Source organism: Gardnerella sp. DNF00747 (genome assembly GCF_049262675.1).
Classification (GTDB): Bacteria; Actinomycetota; Actinomycetes; order Actinomycetales; family Bifidobacteriaceae; genus Bifidobacterium; species Bifidobacterium swidsinskii.
Window position 1 is genome coordinate 663,184 of sequence record NZ_CP058394.1, and the last position, 15,091, is coordinate 678,274.

At 41.5% G+C, this 15,091-nt stretch carries 15 protein-coding genes; all 15 read left to right on the forward strand.

The genetic code is table 11. The annotated features are described in order from the left end of the window. Window positions 1-97 precede the first annotated feature (97 nt). The 15 genes from HXT32_RS02430 (at window position 98) to HXT32_RS02500 (ending at window position 15,090) form a co-directional block, all read left to right on the forward strand. A complete protein-coding gene (locus tag HXT32_RS02430) occupies window positions 98-1,279 on the forward strand; it encodes a metal ABC transporter substrate-binding protein (protein WP_004108796.1) in 1,182 nt (393 codons plus the stop codon). A 144-nt stretch (window positions 1,280-1,423) separates the two neighbouring features. Continuing rightward, window positions 1,424-2,146, forward strand: coding sequence for a metal ABC transporter ATP-binding protein (locus HXT32_RS02435; protein WP_041160582.1), 723 nt, complete (start codon window positions 1,424-1,426; stop codon window positions 2,144-2,146). A 6-nt stretch (window positions 2,147-2,152) separates the two neighbouring features. Then, window positions 2,153-3,109: a metal ABC transporter permease gene (locus tag HXT32_RS02440; protein ID WP_012914218.1), complete on the forward strand. Its 957-nt coding sequence runs from the start codon at window positions 2,153-2,155 to the stop codon at window positions 3,107-3,109. Then, window positions 3,110-4,003, forward strand: coding sequence for a metal ABC transporter permease (locus HXT32_RS02445; RefSeq protein WP_004108805.1), 894 nt, complete (start codon window positions 3,110-3,112; stop codon window positions 4,001-4,003). 182 nt (window positions 4,004-4,185) lie between these two features. After that, window positions 4,186-6,216 carry a threonine--tRNA ligase gene (gene thrS / locus HXT32_RS02450; protein WP_033888440.1) on the forward strand — a complete coding sequence of 677 codons (2,031 nt, stop codon included), beginning with the start codon at window positions 4,186-4,188 and terminating at the stop codon, window positions 6,214-6,216. Window positions 6,217-6,399: 183 nt separating this feature from the next. Then, window positions 6,400-7,056, forward strand: a complete 657-nt coding sequence (locus tag HXT32_RS02455) for a CDP-alcohol phosphatidyltransferase family protein (RefSeq protein ID WP_004108811.1) — start codon at window positions 6,400-6,402, stop codon at window positions 7,054-7,056. A gap of 62 nt (window positions 7,057-7,118) precedes the next feature. Continuing rightward, the gene (locus tag HXT32_RS02460; RefSeq protein WP_004108813.1) at window positions 7,119-7,877 is read left to right on the forward strand and encodes a YebC/PmpR family DNA-binding transcriptional regulator; all 759 of its coding nucleotides are present in this window, start codon (window positions 7,119-7,121) and stop codon (window positions 7,875-7,877) included. A 6-nt stretch (window positions 7,878-7,883) separates the two neighbouring features. Further along, window positions 7,884-8,465 (forward strand): crossover junction endodeoxyribonuclease RuvC, encoded by a 582-nt coding sequence (ruvC, locus tag HXT32_RS02465; RefSeq protein ID WP_012914216.1) that lies wholly within the window; start codon window positions 7,884-7,886, stop codon window positions 8,463-8,465. Window positions 8,466-8,552: 87 nt separating this feature from the next. Further along, entirely contained in the window at window positions 8,553-9,182 is a 630-nt protein-coding gene (ruvA, locus tag HXT32_RS02470; RefSeq protein WP_004108817.1) for a Holliday junction branch migration protein RuvA, read from the forward strand. A 94-nt stretch (window positions 9,183-9,276) separates the two neighbouring features. Then, complete coding sequence (gene ruvB / locus HXT32_RS02475) at window positions 9,277-10,281, forward strand: Holliday junction branch migration DNA helicase RuvB (RefSeq protein ID WP_217431467.1); 1,005 nt, start codon at window positions 9,277-9,279, stop codon at window positions 10,279-10,281. A gap of 59 nt (window positions 10,282-10,340) precedes the next feature. After that, entirely contained in the window at window positions 10,341-10,742 is a 402-nt protein-coding gene (yajC, locus tag HXT32_RS02480; RefSeq protein WP_004108823.1) for a preprotein translocase subunit YajC, read from the forward strand. Between the two features lie 140 nt (window positions 10,743-10,882). After that, a complete protein-coding gene (locus tag HXT32_RS02485) occupies window positions 10,883-11,464 on the forward strand; it encodes an adenine phosphoribosyltransferase (RefSeq protein WP_012914213.1) in 582 nt (193 codons plus the stop codon). Between the two features lie 89 nt (window positions 11,465-11,553). After that, window positions 11,554-12,927, forward strand: coding sequence for a DUF6350 family protein (locus tag HXT32_RS02490; RefSeq protein WP_033888439.1), 1,374 nt, complete (start codon window positions 11,554-11,556; stop codon window positions 12,925-12,927). A gap of 33 nt (window positions 12,928-12,960) precedes the next feature. Then, the gene (gene purH / locus HXT32_RS02495) at window positions 12,961-14,631 is read left to right on the forward strand and encodes a bifunctional phosphoribosylaminoimidazolecarboxamide formyltransferase/IMP cyclohydrolase (RefSeq protein WP_004108847.1); all 1,671 of its coding nucleotides are present in this window, start codon (window positions 12,961-12,963) and stop codon (window positions 14,629-14,631) included. A 141-nt stretch (window positions 14,632-14,772) separates the two neighbouring features. Further along, entirely contained in the window at window positions 14,773-15,090 is a 318-nt protein-coding gene (locus HXT32_RS02500) for a hypothetical protein (RefSeq protein ID WP_012914210.1), read from the forward strand. Window position 15,091: the final 1 nt, after the last annotated feature.

Here is a 15,091-nt window from a genome sequence, read left to right on the forward strand (position 1 = left end):
TATTGCGAATGATTATTTTTTTCATGAATAGCTTTCATGAGTACCTCTCACAATCAACCCATGCAATAACAGTTAAAGATTCCCGAAAGGAACGAGTGTGAAAACTTCACGAATTTTCGCAACTGCAGCTGCGGTTGCATTATTAGCAACTTCTATGGGTGCTTGCGGCTCCGCAAAAAATGCCGAAAATAAGGCGAAGGGCAATCAAGTAAATGTAGTGGCAACTACAACTCAAATTTGCGATTACGTAACTCAAATCGCTTCAACTGCTGACGCAAAATCTGGATTGAGCCTCAATAAGACTGATTCTCAGGGCAAGAAGTCTGTAATCGGAGCTCCTCAAGACAAAGCAAAGTCAACAATTAATTTGACCTGCTTGCTTGCGCCAAACGCTTCTGCTCATGAGCATGAAATGACTCCAGCTCAATCTAAAGCTCTTTCTAAGGCTGATTTGATGCTTGTTTCTGGTGTAGATCTCGAGCACTTCTTGGATCAAGCTGTGAAAGCTACCGGTTTTAAGGGCACTATGGGTGTAACTTCCGGTATTCTCACTGCTGACGAAATCAAGGATCCAAAGGCTGAGACTGCTAAGGAAAAGGATCTTCCATACAAGGTTGATCGCGGTATCGCTAAGGTGCATGCTGAAAAGTGGCCATTCCCTCCAGAAGAAGGCGAGAAGGAGCCTGAATTCCAGTACGATCCACATATTTGGACCAGCACGAAGAACACGATGATTCAGGTTAAGAATATCGGTTATTTCCTCGGAAAAGCTCTTCCTAAGAGCAAATCTATTTTCGATGAGCATGTTGAAAAGTTCGTTAAGTCTTTGACTGATTTGGATGCTTGGGCAACTAAAGCTTTGAATAGTGTGCCACAAAAGCATCGTGTTCTCTTCACTTCTCACGATGCATTCGGTTACTTCTCTCGTGACTACAATGTGAAGTTCATTGGTGCAGCACTTTCTGATTTCAACAGCCAGCAGGATGCTACTGCAGATCATATTCAGAAAGCTGCAGAAGATGTCAAGAAGTCCGGAGCTGTTGCGATTTTTGCTGAGAATTCTAACAATTCCAAGTCTATCAAGGCTGTTGCTGCAGCAGCAGGAGTAAAGGCTGTTATTGGCGACGACGCACTTTATGGAGATTCGCTTGGACCAGTCGGATCTGCAGGCGAAACTTACATCGGTTCCATTGTTCACAATGTTGAAACATTGGTGAAAGCTTGGAATGGTAATGTTCCTGAACTTCCAGATTCAGTTAAGACTGCATTGAAGAAGTAACATATAAATAACAGTAAAAATAATAGTATCGTAACAGTAACTTTAATAGCGAAAGTTTAATAGCGAAAGCAAGAAGTTACTGTTACGAATACTTATTAATAAACTGAAAAGACTGGAAATATAGTGAATAAGAGCGTCCTTGCAATGAAAAATTGCGACCTGGCATACGGTTATAAAACTGTAGTGACTGGTATTAATGGCAGTGTGCAAGCCGGGGAAGCTTTGGCTTTAATAGGTCCAAATGGTTCTGGGAAAACAACGTTTTTGCAGGCTATTATTGGTATCGTGCGCGTAAGTCGCGGTGAACTGAAAATGCCTAAGGCTTTGTCTATTGGATATGTTCCACAGCAGGTTGATTTGGATTTAACGTTCCCGATTACTGCACGGCAAGTTGTTGCAATGGGCTTAAGTAGACAGACAGGTTTTCTTGGATTGCTTAAAAAAGATCAGAAAAAAGCTGTTGAGGATGCTCTTAATCATGTTGGTTTATTCAATCGCGCAGATGTGCGATTTGGTGACCTTTCTGGCGGTCAGCGCCAGCGCATTCTTCTTGCGCGCGCGATTGTTGCAAAGCCAACGCTTATTTTGCTCGACGAACCTTTTAATGGTCTTGATGAACCGAATCGCCGAGAACTTCTTAATATTATGAAATCAGCAAAGCAAGAAGGTATTGCTTTTGTTGTATCTACGCACGATTTAGTTATTGCAGATGCTATTTGTGAAAAAGCGCTACTTTTAGCTGGCAAGCAGATTGCTTTTGGCGCGCTTAAAGAAGTAATGACTAAAGAAAATATTACTCGTGCATATGGTGGAAGCATGCCTGCTGCTTCTGCAGGTCTTACTTTTTCGGAAATTGCGGAAGGCTGATTTTCAATGCTTGCCCAATTAGTTGAGTCATTAAGAAAAGTTCTGGAACCAATTCCTGGTTTTGATTTTATTGCTTCTGCTCCTTATATTTTTCGCCCGTTCTGCTTACTTATAGTTCTATCTATAGCTAGCGGAATCGTTGGTGTATTTGTGAACTTGAGATGTGCTGAATTTAATGCGGAAGCTATTGTGCATGGCATATTTCCTGGAATTGTTGTAGGCGCTTTATACGGTGGCATAGATCAAATTATTCCTGGTGCTGCAATTTGTTCAGTATTTTTAGTTGCTGCATTAGTGTGGGCTTCTCGTTCAACTCGCATAAATGAATCAATTATCGCAACTGTTTTAACTACTTTCTTTGCTCTTGGTGTAGTAATTTCACTAAAAAAAGGTGATATGTCAGGTCAGCTCGAGGCATTGATGTTTGGTAGGCTGCTCGATGTCACTGATGAGCGAATGACTCAAGCAATGTGGATTTGCTTGTTTGCAATTATTGTGCTTTTGGCAACTTGGAAACAGCAGATTATTGTTGCTTTCGATCGAGCTAGTGCTCCATTAATGGGAGTGCATACTCTTTTTGTCGATATTGTTCTTAACGTTGGTATTGCTGCGGTTGTTGTTTCTGCATCTTCAGCTGTTGGTGTTCTTCTTGTGATCGGGTACCTTATTATTCCAGGAGCTAGTGCTCGTTTAGTGTCTAGAACAGTTGGGCGCATGGTTGCAGTTGGTATCTTTGTTGGTATTGCTGGAGTTGTTCTTGGTATGTACGTTATGAATTTGGAGCTTGATCATCCTATTTCTCCTCAAGCTGCAATTGCATTAAGCATGTGTGCAATGTTCGTAGTTGTGCTTATTGTACGCTGGCTATTCCAAGTTATTTCATCTATAGTTTTTGCGCATAAAACTCATACAAGCGGTACCGATATGCATGTTTTAGCAAAATCTTGTAAAGGTAGGGAATAGATGGTAAGTATTTGGCAAATTATTGCTCTACCTATAGTTGAAGCAATTGTTGTAGGTGCTCTATGTGGTTTTGTTGGCTCTCTCGCGCTTCTTAATCAGCGAATATTCTTTACTGAATCTATTACTCATGCTGCTTTTCCTGGAGCAGTATTAGGTGTAGTTTTAACTTCTGCTTATACAATAGATCAAAATATTTTGTCGCTTGGGCTTTTTGTCGGTGCTGCTGTTGCGTGTGTTGTACTTTCTTTAGTAATGTATGCACTTTCGCATCTTAAAGGCATTTCTTCGCAAGCTGCAGCTGGTATTACTTTAACTGTTGGCTTTGCTAGTGGATACTTTTTAAATAAGTGGTTTGCTCCATTGCCATTGCGTATTGAGGGATTTTTAACTGGATCATTGCTTAATTGCACTCCTGCAGACGTAATTTCAGCCTCTGTTGCTTTCTTGCTTGTTTTGGGATTATGGATTTTTAATTCTGCTAATCTTGTGCATTGCTCGTTTGACCCTATTAATTACCGTGCTGCAGGCGGAAGATCAGGTTTTATACAAGGCATGGTTCTTGCTTTGATTATTATTACTGTTTCCGTCATTATTCCAGCAGTTGGTACAGTTGTTTCAGTATCTCTTATTGCTGCTCCTGCTGCAGCATTAAAGGGAAGAATTGCTTCTATAAATAAATTCGTACTTGCATGCGTAATTACTGCTGTTTCGATTGCTTTAATTGGACTAGCTTTAGCTGTAATACTGAAGCTTTCTGCCGGTGGCACTATTGCTATTTGCGCTGGAGCTTTCTTCTTAATAGTCAAGATTGGCGAAAGCATTTTTATAAAAATTAATGATTTTTCATCAAGATTGCATGCAAGGCGAGAAAAAGTAGCCGAAAACGCTATTTAGCAAAAGAGTTTTAAAAGTCGCTCTGTTGTCCTAAAATGTCAACGAATTGCGCGTGAAAAATGCGCGCGATTGACGTCGTTTTTGCGCGTTTTGTTGATTGTTTAATCGCGTAAGTTTATCGACGCCACACAAGTCCAGGTCTGCACATTAGTAACGCAAGACCCCGATAGAAAAGGACAATTATGGCTGAAAATACCATCTCCATCACCGTAAACGAGGAACGCAAGGAGGTGGATGCAAGCTTCACTGGCGTTGAACTTTTCGCGGAAGATAAAAATATTATTGCCGTGCGTTTAAATGGCGAGTTGCGTGATTTGTACACGTCTCTTCATGACGGCGATACCGTGGAATCAGTGGCCCTTGATAGTGAAGATGGCATCGCAATCATGCGTCATTCCGCTACTCACGTGATGGCTCAAGCTGTTCAAGAAATTCGACCAGACGCAAAGTTGGGCGTAGGTCCTGTAATTAAAGACGGCTTCTACTACGATTTCGATGTTGATACTCCATTTACGCCAGACGATTTGAAGCAAATCGAAAAGCATATGCAGCGCATTATTAAAGAGTCTCAAAGCTTCCGTCGTCGCGTTGTAACAGAGGACGAAGCGCGCGAAGAAGAAGCAAATCAACCTTATAAGTTGGAGTTGATTGGGGATAAGGAAGCAGCTCTTGATCCTGCTGCCTCTGGCGAAATCAGCAAGCATGAGCTTAGCATGTACGACAATGTAGATCGCGAAGGAAACAAGGTTTGGAGCGATTTGTGCCGCGGACCTCACCTTCCAAACACGCGTTACATTAAGGCTTTTAAGCTTGAGCGTGTGGCTGCAGCTTACTGGCGTGGCTCGGAGCAGAATCCTATGCTTCAGCGCATTTACGGCACTGCTTGGCCTAGCAAGGAAGAACTTAAAGCTTACACAACTCGCATGGAAGAAGCTGCTAAGCGCGATCACCGCAAGCTTGGTCAAGAGATGGATTTGTTCTCCTTCCCAGACGAGATTGGCCCAGGCTTAGCCGTATTCCATCCAAAGGGTGCTGCAATTATTAACGCAATGGAAGATTATTCGCGCGAGCAGCACAGAAAGCATCACTACAGCTTCGTACAAACTCCGCACATTACTAAGGGTGGCTTATATGAGACTTCCGGCCACTTGCAGTGGTACAAGGATGGCATGTATCCTCCAATGAAGCTTGACGAAGAGCGCGACGAAAATGGTAACGTAACTCGCCAAGGTGCTGACTACTACTTGAAGCCAATGAATTGCCCAATGCATAACTTGATCTTCAAGTCTCGCCAGCGTTCTTATCGCGAGCTTCCTTTGCGCTTGTTTGAGTTTGGTACTGTGTATCGCTACGAAAAGTCTGGCGTTGTGCATGGTTTAACTCGTGTTCGTGGATTGACTCAGGATGATTCGCACATTTATTGCACTCGCGAGCAGATGCGCGATGAGCTGAAGAGCTTGCTTAACTTTGTGCTTGGTCTTCTTAAAGACTTCGGTTTGAACGACTTCTACTTGGAGCTTTCCACTAAGGATGAGCATAAGTTCGTCGGTTCCGACGAGATTTGGGAAGAAGCAACTAATACTTTGGCAGAGGTTGCTAAAGAGTCTGGTTTGGAACTCGTGGACGATCCAGGTGGAGCTGCATTCTACGGCCCGAAGATTTCCGTGCAAGCTCGCGATGCAATCGGTCGCACTTGGCAGGTTTCTACTATTCAGCTCGACTTCAACTTGCCTGAGCGCTTTAAGTTGGAGTACATTGCGGCTGACGGTAGCCACCAGCGTCCTGTGATGATTCACCGCGCACTCTTTGGCTCTATTGAGCGTTTCTTCGCTATTTTGCTTGAGCATTATGCAGGTGCATTCCCAGCATGGTTGGCTCCAGTTCAAGTAACTGGCGTTCCTGTTGCAGACGAGTTCGCTCCACACTTGCAAAAATTGATTAGCGATTTGGAAGAGAATATGGTTCGTTGCGAAATGGACAACTCTGACGATCGCTTCGGCAAGAAGATTCGTAACGCTTCTAAGTCTAAGGTGCCTTTCACTTTGATTGCTGGAGAAGAGGATGTGAACAACAATGCTGTGAGCTTCCGCTTCCGCGATGGCAGCCAATTGAATGGCGTTCCTGTTTCGCAAGCTAAAGAGTGGATTTTGTCCATCATTAAGCAGCGCGTTCAGGTCAATACTGCAGAAGATTTCGAGCGTTACACTAAGTGATTTAAGCTGGCTAGCCTAAATCTAAATGTAAGCTGAATCGTAAATAAAAAGCCCACACTTCTTAGCGTTGTGTGGGTTTTTACTATCTTCTTACAGTCGCTTGGATAGTATGGTTGACTAATATGGGATTGTTTATTGAATCCAAGTTTTATTTGCTTGATTACGCTAGGAAGGTTGCATTCAATGTTGGAATCATTACGCAGCGGGTTTAAGCGCACTATTTCTCCAATTGCAAAATTGCTAGTCCGATTAGGCATAAGTGCTAACTGTGTAACAATTGTCGGCACAATAGCTGTAGTTATTATTGCTTTTGTTACTGCTTTTACTAAACAGTTTGTTGTTGGCACTATATTTTTAACTATTTTTGTGCTTGCAGACAGTTTAGATGGTTCTGTTGCTGCTTTGACAACAGGCGGCACAAAATTTGGTGCATTTCTTGACTCAACTCTCGATCGCATTGCAGACTGGTCATTATTTTCCTCTGTATGCATTTGTTTGTATGAAGCTCACGAAAAAGATATGTGCACTTGGATTTCAACTTTGAATGGCAATGCAATAAAGTGTGTGGGATTATTAAGCTGTTTGGTTGCTCTTATGGCAGCTTTCGTAACTTCATACACTCGCGCTCGCGGTCAGTCAATAAATGTAGATCCTAAAAAAGGTTTAATAACTCGTGCAGATAGAGTTGCTGTGATTCTTGTTGCTATGGGGCTTGTTGGTCTTACAAATCAACTTTTTTGGTTAAGTTTTGCTATGATTCTGCTTGCTATTGGCGGTATTATTACAGTTTTCCAGCGTATTTTTGAAGTAAAGCATGGGCTTGATATAAAAGATAAATAAAATTTGTCGCGAAAGCGCAATAAAATCGTTTCGTTTGATTAACTGTACGTTTTAGGAGTATCATGTCAGGTCATTCCAAGTGGGCGACTACAAAGCACAAGAAGGCCGCTATCGACGCAAAGCGTGGCAAGCTTTTTGCCAAGCTTATTAAGAACATTGAAATTGCTGCACGTTTGGGTGGTGGCGATCCTGATGGTAACCCTACGCTGTACGATGCCATCGTTAAAGCTAAGAAGGCTTCCATGCCTGCTGACAATATCAAGCGCGCTGTAAAGCGTGGTTCTGGTGAAGAAGCTGGCGGCGCAAACTATGAAGAGATTGTTTACGAAGGTTACGCTCCTGCAGGTGTTGGATTGATTATTGAATGCCTTACTGATAACCGTAATCGTGCTGCTGCTGATGTGCGTTCAACTCTTACTAAGGGCAACGGTTCTTTGGCAACAAGCGGTTCCGTGAGCTTCAACTTCGAACGTAAAGGTTTGATTGAAGTTCCATCCGAAGGTGTTGACTACGATAAGCTTTTCGAAGTTGCAGCTGAAGCTGGAGCTGAAGATGTTGCTGATGATGGCGATGTTTATTCTGTTTACACCAATTCCAGTGATTTGGTAACTGTGCGTAAGGCTTTGCAGGAAGCTGGTTTCGACTATGATTCTGCAGATATTATTATGCATCCAAATAATGAGGTTGAATTGAGCTTCGAAGATGCTCAAAAGGTTTCTCGCTTAATCGATAATCTCGATGACTTGGACGATGTTCAGAATATTTACAGCAACTGGACCGCTTCAGATGAAGTTATGGCTCAGCTTGAGGAAGCTGAATAGTCTCCTATGATGATTTTGGGCGTTGACCCCGGGCTTACTCGCTGCGGGGTCGGCGTGATTGAAGCCGGCGTCTCGCGTCGGCTTTCTTTTATTCACGTCGATGTGTTGAGGTCTGAGCCTGATCTTTCGCAAGATTTGCGACTTTTAAAGATTTATAATGGATTAGTTGAAAAAATTGAGCGTTTTTCGCCTGATACTGTGTCTATTGAACGTGTTTTTGCGCAAGAAAATCGAAATACTGTTCTTGGCACTGCACAGGTTGCAGGTATTGCAATGCTTGCTGCAGCTCAGCGCAATATTCCTGTTGCTTTACACACTCCTACTGAAGTTAAACTTGCTGTAGCTGGAAACGGAAAAGCTCAAAAACCTCAAGTAGAGCGCATGGTCGCGCGACTACTTGGACTTAATGTTTTGCCTACTCCTGCTGATGCTGCCGACGCTTTAGCTCAAGCTATTTGTCATGCTCTTCGTCCTTCTGGTGCTTTACAAGGTGGCGAGCGCGAGCAGCATCTAACTGCTGCGCAGAAACAGTGGGCTTTAGCTCAAGCTCAGGCGCGTAAATCTTCTTCTGTCGTTCGAGGCATGTAGGATATTAATAGAACAGATGTTCTATTATAATTGTATTTGACTTTATGTGCTTTAAGCTATGAGTTTTTGTTAAGTGGGAGTGAGTTTATGATTGGAATGCTTGTTGGACAAGTTGCGTCAATTGATGCTCGTTCTGCTCTTATTGTTGTTTCTGGAGTTGGCTATGAGACTTATATGCCTTCTCAAGATTTGTCTTCTTTGCATGAAGGCCAGGAAGTTCGCGTTTATACGTCGCTTCAAGTTTCGCAAGATGCTTTAACTCTTTATGGTTTTACAACTCAAGCTGCTAAACGAATGTTTTTGCAAGTGCAAAAAGTTAGTGGAATTGGTCCTAAAGTTGCTCTTTCTATGCTTTCAACTTTGAATGTTGATCGTCTTTTACAAGCTATTTCTGAGGGAGATGTAACTTCTCTTTCTTCTGCTCCTGGTTTAGGGAAAAAGGGTGCGCAGAAGATTATTTTGGAATTGAAGGGTTCTCTTGATTCTTCAATACTGGCAGATAGTTCTAATGATTCTACTCAATCTAATAAGCAGATTGTTGATTCTAGCGTGCAATGCGTAATAGAGGGTCTTGTTTCATTGGGTTGGAGACAAGTTGACGCTCAAAGAGCAGTTGAGCAAGTTTGTGCAGAGAATAATATTTCAATTCCTATATCTGATGCAGATTTGCCTAATGTTTTACGAATGGCATTAGCTTCACTTGATAGGGGTAGGTAATCATGTTTGTAAAGAATCTAGTATTGGGGGAGTTGAAGTGAGTGAAGAGTATACTTCTGCGCTAAATACTGGTGTTGCTGAAGAATCCTTACGCATGGTTTCTTCAACGCCTTTAGGAAATGAGCAACTCAGTGATGAGGAACTTCGTCCTCGCGCATTAGAAGGTTTTATTGGTCAACCAGTTTTAAAAGCGCAATTGCAACTGTTTTTAGATGCTGCTAAAAAGCGTGATGTTGCGCCTGACCATATGTTATTGGCTGGCCCTCCTGGATTGGGAAAAACTACATTAGCAATGATTGTTGCTAATGAATTGCAAGTTCCTATTCGAATTACTTCAGGTCCTGCTATCCAGCATGCTGGAGATTTAGCTTCTATACTAAGCGCGCTTGACGCAGGTGAGGTGTTGTTTATTGACGAAATCCATCGTTTGCCTCGTGCTGCAGAAGAGTTGCTTTATATTGCTATGGAAGATTTTCGCGTTGACGTTATGGTCGGCAAAGGTCCTGGTGCCTCATCAATACCGCTAACTCTTCCTCGTTTTACTGTAGTTGGAGCTACCACTAGGGAAGGAATGTTGCCTTCTCCATTGCGCGCTCGTTTTGGTTTTACTGCTCACCTTGATTTTTATCCTCACGAAGAGCTTGAAAAACTTATTGAGCGATCTGCTAAAGTCTTAGGAATTCGCCTTATAGATCAAGCTGCTAAAGAGCTATCGTTACGCTCTCGTGGCACTCCTCGTATAGCGAATCGCTTGTTGAGACGTGTCAGAGATTGGGCTATTGTGCATGATTTGTCAGAAGTAAATCATGAAGCTGTTGTTGAAGCGTTAGCTTTATACCAGATTGATACACAAGGTCTTGATCGACTTGATATTGCAGTTTTGAAGGCTATGGTTTGTCAGTTTAACGGTGGACCGGTTGGTCTTAATAATCTAGCTGCAATGGTTGGTGAAGAAGCTGAAACTGTTGAAACAGTATGTGAACCATATCTAGTGCGTGAAGGATTCTTAATTCGCACTCCTAAAGGTCGTGTTGCAACTAGTAAAGCTTGGAAACATTTGGGCTTTAAAGAGCCTAGTAATGTCAGTGAGCTAGCCTAAAATAATTAAATTGGACGGCATTTCGACCGTCTTAGGGTTGGATACTTAAGGAGTTTACTTTGCCTCAATTTTTCCAGCAGTATGGCATGCTTATTATTCTCGTTGTAGCAATGGTTTGCATGATGATGTTCCAGACTCGCAATGCTAAGAAGCGTCAAGCTGAAATGCGTTCCTTCCATGAATCTTTGGAACCAGGTACTGAAATTATTACAATCGGCGGCATTATCGGCAAGATTGTAAGCGTAGATACTCAATATGAAGAGATTGTTATCGATTCAGAAGGTAGCTTGATGCGAGTATCTTTCCGCGCTGTGAACAGATTGTATGTGCGTCCAGCATTTATTAGCGATGAAGAAGCAGAAGAAGCTGCACAAGCTGAAGAAGCTAAGCAAGATGATGCAAATAAATCTGTAAACGAAGATAACGAGCCAGTATCAGAATCTGCAGCTTCTGAAAAGTAATAACTTTTATCTCATAAATTTATAATTTAATACTTAAGTCGTGATGTGTGAGTCAGCACATGTCTCACGCATCACGCGAATATGTGACATTCTTTCCATATTCCAATAACAAGTCTTGTGAAGAAAAGAACGTTAGGATTATGACAGCAACGGATATTACAGTGAAAACGTTGAAAACAGTAAGCAACGATGATGCCGCTTATCTTGCTTCTTTGATTCGTACCGTTCCAGGATTCCCCAATCCTAGTATTATATTCCGTGATTTTCTTCCTATATTTTCAAATGCGCGCTCTTCGCGAATTCTTATTGATTCTTTGATTGATGCCTTGCCTGTGCCAGCTGATTCAATTGATTTGATTGCTGGGCTTGAAGCTCGAGGCTTTCTTTTTGGACCATTATTGGCATCTCGGTTAGGCAAAGGTTTTCTTGCTATTCGTAAAGCTGGTAAGCTACCTCCTCCAGTTATTACTGAGTCATACATGCTTGAGTATGGTCAGGCAAGTATTGAAATTGAAAGCGACGCTATTAAGCCAGGTCAACGTGTGCTTATTGTTGACGATCTTATTGCAACTGGAGGCACTGCAAAAGCTGCTGCAAATATTGTCAAGCGCGCTCAAGGAATAGTTGCAGGTTTTAGTTTTGTTATTGAACTTACTGGTATTAGTGGAATGAGTGAATTATGCGATTATCCTTGCAGCAGTTTAATTACTATGCCAGCTTAAAAGTTTATTATTATCGCTTATTATTAAAGTAATATCCTATTTAAAACAATATATTGGTTTTGCACCTAAAAGAATTGAAAGGAAAAGGCATGGTTGAAAAGCTTAAGTCATCCTTAATAAACATGTCTAAAGGTGTAATAACTCCTGTTATTGTTATTCTTATTTTTTCTCTTACGATAGGTCTTTTCTTATCTCTCACACTTCTTGTGGTTTCTATCGAAGAAGGAACAGGTAATCTTTCTGAATCTGCAATGTCTATGACTTGGGCTGTGTTTATGTTTGCTCAAGGCGTGGGTCTTACTTTTGGAAATTGCATTCTTACGATTATTCCTTTAGGCCTTACTTTTCTACTTATTTCAACGCTTGTATGCTTAATTCGTCGTATTAAAGGTGGGAATATAGCATATTTTACTGGGCTTGTAGTCTGGGCTGCTATTAATGCGATACTTTCTCAAAATACGCATGTTACTTTACTTGATTCTACTTTTATTGTTGCTTGTAAATCTTCTTGTGTTTATTTAATTTCGTTACTTATAGCGGTTTTTCCAAGCAGCTCACTGTTTGTATCTGCTAAGCAGCGTTATAAGCAAATATGTCCTGAGTATATTCAAAAAAATATTCGTATTACTAAGCGAACTGCGGTAATTTTGTTTGGTTTATATGCTTTTGTTGCACTAATAACTGTTGTGGTTTGGGCTTGTACAAATTTTGGTTATGTTAATTCATATTTCAATAAACTAGGCATGCAAAATGGTTCGCGTATTCTTACAACTATTGCTTGCTTAGTTTGGTTGCCTAATGTTGCTATTTGGGCATTATCTTGGATTTGTGGATCTGGATTTAATATTGGATCTGTTGCACAATTTACTTTAACAGTTTCTCAACGTAAATCTTTGCCGCCTATTCCGGTTTTTGGAATATTTCCTGATGCTGTTATTGACGTTGTGCATCGCACTGTTTTTTACTCTATAGTTCCAACTTTATGCTTTATTGTAATGCTTGTAACTTTATTGCATAAAAGCGGCTGTGGCTTGCGCCTAAAAAATATTATTGATAAAACTGAGCGGGAGTCTTTTATGTTGAACGCTATAGAAGCTGCAACTGATAGTGTTGGCGTATCCGCTTTAATTACAATTATGTGGACTGTTGTTTTTTCAATAGCAAATGGTTCATTAGGGGAATGTCGACTTTCTTATATTGGAGTTGACATTATTGAAAGTACTAGAGCTGTTGGTCATCTTACTCTATACGCTTCTGCTGTAGCATTGGTTATTTCAATTTTTAGTATTCTACTTATTTGTGGTGCGAGATATTGCTTAAATCTTATTGTTGCTAGTAAGTCGAATAAACCTGTAAAATTTGCAGAATTAATCGAAAATAAGGCTAGTAATAAAAATAATCAACCTTTGCCTTTGAAAAAAGCCGCTCCTAGGACGGTTTCATCGAAGGCTAAAAGAAAATAATTCCTCACTACTATTTTGGGAAGGAAGGCCGCCGTGCAACAGACACAGAGCAAAGAATCAAACGCAAATGTGCTGATAACCACAGGTGAAAGGCAAATTCGTAGAGTTCTTGTTTCAGTTTTTCATAAAGAAGGACTTGAAATATTAGCTGAAGCATTTAGAAAGGCTGATACTGAAGTAGTTTCAACCGGCTCTACTGCTGCTAAATTGGCGGAACTTGGCGTTCGTGTTACTGAAGTTTCTGACGTTACTGGTTTCCCAGAAAGTCTTGATGGAAGGGTGAAGACTTTAGATCCGCATATTCACGCTGGAATTCTTGCAGATATGAGTAATGCTGATCATGTAAAGCAACTTGAAAAGCTAAACATAAAGCCGTTTGATGCTGTAGTAGTTAATTTGTATCCGTTCGTAGACACTGTAATGAGCGGTGCTGATAGTGACGCAATTATTGAAAAAATTGATATTGGTGGACCTTCTATGATTCGTGCTGCAGCAAAGAATCATAAGTCTGTTGCCGTTATTACAGATCCTGCAGATTACCAGCTTTTAGCTAATAGAATCGTTTCAGGTGAAGGCTTTAATTTGCAAGAGCGCGAATATTTGGCTGGTAAAGCATTTGCTCATACAGCAGCTTACGATGCTTCTATATCTGAGTGGACAAGTAAAGCATGGCAGAAGCCTGAAAGTTTGAACACAAATGATGAAGAAGATAGTAAAAATGCTGAATCTGTAAAGCTTCCTGCAAACTACACGCGCACTTGGAGCTTAGAGCATACGCTTCGATATGGCGAGAACCCTCATCAGCAAGCAGGATTGTATTTAGATCCTCTGCATAAGGGCGGTTTAGCTCAAGCTGAGCTTCTTGGCGGAAAACCTATGAGCTACAACAATTATGTGGATGCGGATGCTGCTTGGCGTGCGGTTTGGGATTTTGCTCCACAAATTGCAGTTGCTGTTTGCAAGCATAATAATCCATGCGGTTTAGCTATTGGAACTAATGCAGCTGAAGCTCACAAGAAAGCTCACGCTTGCGATCCTGTAAGTGCTTACGGTGGTGTGATTGCTTCAAATACTACAGTCACTTTAGAAATGGCAGAAAGTGTGCGTCCAATTTTCACAGAGGTTATTGTGGCTCCAGACTATGAGCCTGAAGCTTTGGAATTGCTTCGCACTAAAAAAAAGAACCTCCGCATTTTGAAGGTTGCAACTCCGCCAGTTTTAGGTTTGCAAGTTCATCCTATTGACGGCGGTGCTTTAGTTCAGTCTGCAGATAAGATTGATGCAGTTGGTGATAATCCTGAAAACTGGACGCTTGTTTCTGGAGATCCTGCTGATGCTGATACTTTGCGCGATTTGCAATTTGCCTGGCGTTCGCTTCGTTGTGTAAAGTCTAACGCAATTCTACTTGCGCATGATAATGCTACTGTTGGCATTGGTATGGGGCAGGTTAATCGCGTGGATTCGTGCCATTTGGCTGTTGAACGTGCGAATACTTTGGCTGATGGTGCTGAACGTGCTCGTGGAGCTGTTGCGGCTTCGGATGCTTTCTTCCCATTCGCTGACGGTCCGCAAATTTTGATTGAAGCTGGCGTTCGCGCAATCGTGCAGCCTGGTGGCTCTATTCGCGACGAAGAAGTGTTCGAAGCTGCGCGCAAATCTGGTGTAACGATGTACACTACCGGTACTCGTCACTTCTTCCACTAAAATTGCTTTAGCTAAGATTCATAGACAAATAAATTAATCAATATTATGGATGCAGCGTTTGTGTACTTCAAGCGCTGCATCTTTGTGTTAGTACCTAAAACAACTCATGTTTTCTTATCGCGGAGCAGGTATGATACAAGTATGACAGATAGTGAGCATCAGACTAGAAGCACTAAAACGGAACATCCGTACGTGTCGGAAAAACGTGAGGGTAAACCTTATGCTGAATGGATTGTAGCAATTATTATTGGACTTTGCGCATTATTGGCATTTATAGGATATGTAAAAGCCGCCACAGTTGTTATTTCTGTGACGGCTGTACTTCTAGGAGTTATGCGCTTAATTATGCGTCAGCGTAGTCCTTGGAAAGTTCGCTCAGTTGGCTTTGATTCTTTCATCAGTATTACGCTCGGCATAGGTTTGCTTATAACATACGCTTCAATTATATTTTTGCTATAAT

Excerpts from the sequence above, each read along its gene's own strand:
- ruvC (WP_012914216.1), top strand. The coding sequence starts at position 7,884 with ATGATGATTTTGGGCGTTGACCCCGGGCTTACTCGCTGCGGGGTCGGC.
- HXT32_RS02435 (WP_041160582.1), top strand. The coding sequence starts at position 1,424 with ATGAAAAATTGCGACCTGGCATACGGTTATAAAACTGTAGTGACTGGT.
- HXT32_RS02460 (WP_004108813.1), top strand. The coding sequence starts at position 7,119 with ATGTCAGGTCATTCCAAGTGGGCGACTACAAAGCACAAGAAGGCCGCT.
- HXT32_RS02490 (WP_033888439.1), top strand. The coding sequence starts at position 11,554 with ATGGTTGAAAAGCTTAAGTCATCCTTAATAAACATGTCTAAAGGTGTA.
- HXT32_RS02445 (WP_004108805.1), top strand. The coding sequence starts at position 3,110 with ATGGTAAGTATTTGGCAAATTATTGCTCTACCTATAGTTGAAGCAATT.
- HXT32_RS02500 (WP_012914210.1), top strand. The coding sequence starts at position 14,773 with ATGACAGATAGTGAGCATCAGACTAGAAGCACTAAAACGGAACATCCG.
- thrS (WP_033888440.1), top strand. The coding sequence starts at position 4,186 with ATGGCTGAAAATACCATCTCCATCACCGTAAACGAGGAACGCAAGGAG.
- ruvA (WP_004108817.1), top strand. The coding sequence starts at position 8,553 with ATGATTGGAATGCTTGTTGGACAAGTTGCGTCAATTGATGCTCGTTCT.
- ruvB (WP_217431467.1), top strand. The coding sequence starts at position 9,277 with ATGGTTTCTTCAACGCCTTTAGGAAATGAGCAACTCAGTGATGAGGAA.
- HXT32_RS02485 (WP_012914213.1), top strand. The coding sequence starts at position 10,883 with ATGACAGCAACGGATATTACAGTGAAAACGTTGAAAACAGTAAGCAAC.
- HXT32_RS02440 (WP_012914218.1), top strand. The coding sequence starts at position 2,153 with ATGCTTGCCCAATTAGTTGAGTCATTAAGAAAAGTTCTGGAACCAATT.
- HXT32_RS02455 (WP_004108811.1), top strand. The coding sequence starts at position 6,400 with ATGTTGGAATCATTACGCAGCGGGTTTAAGCGCACTATTTCTCCAATT.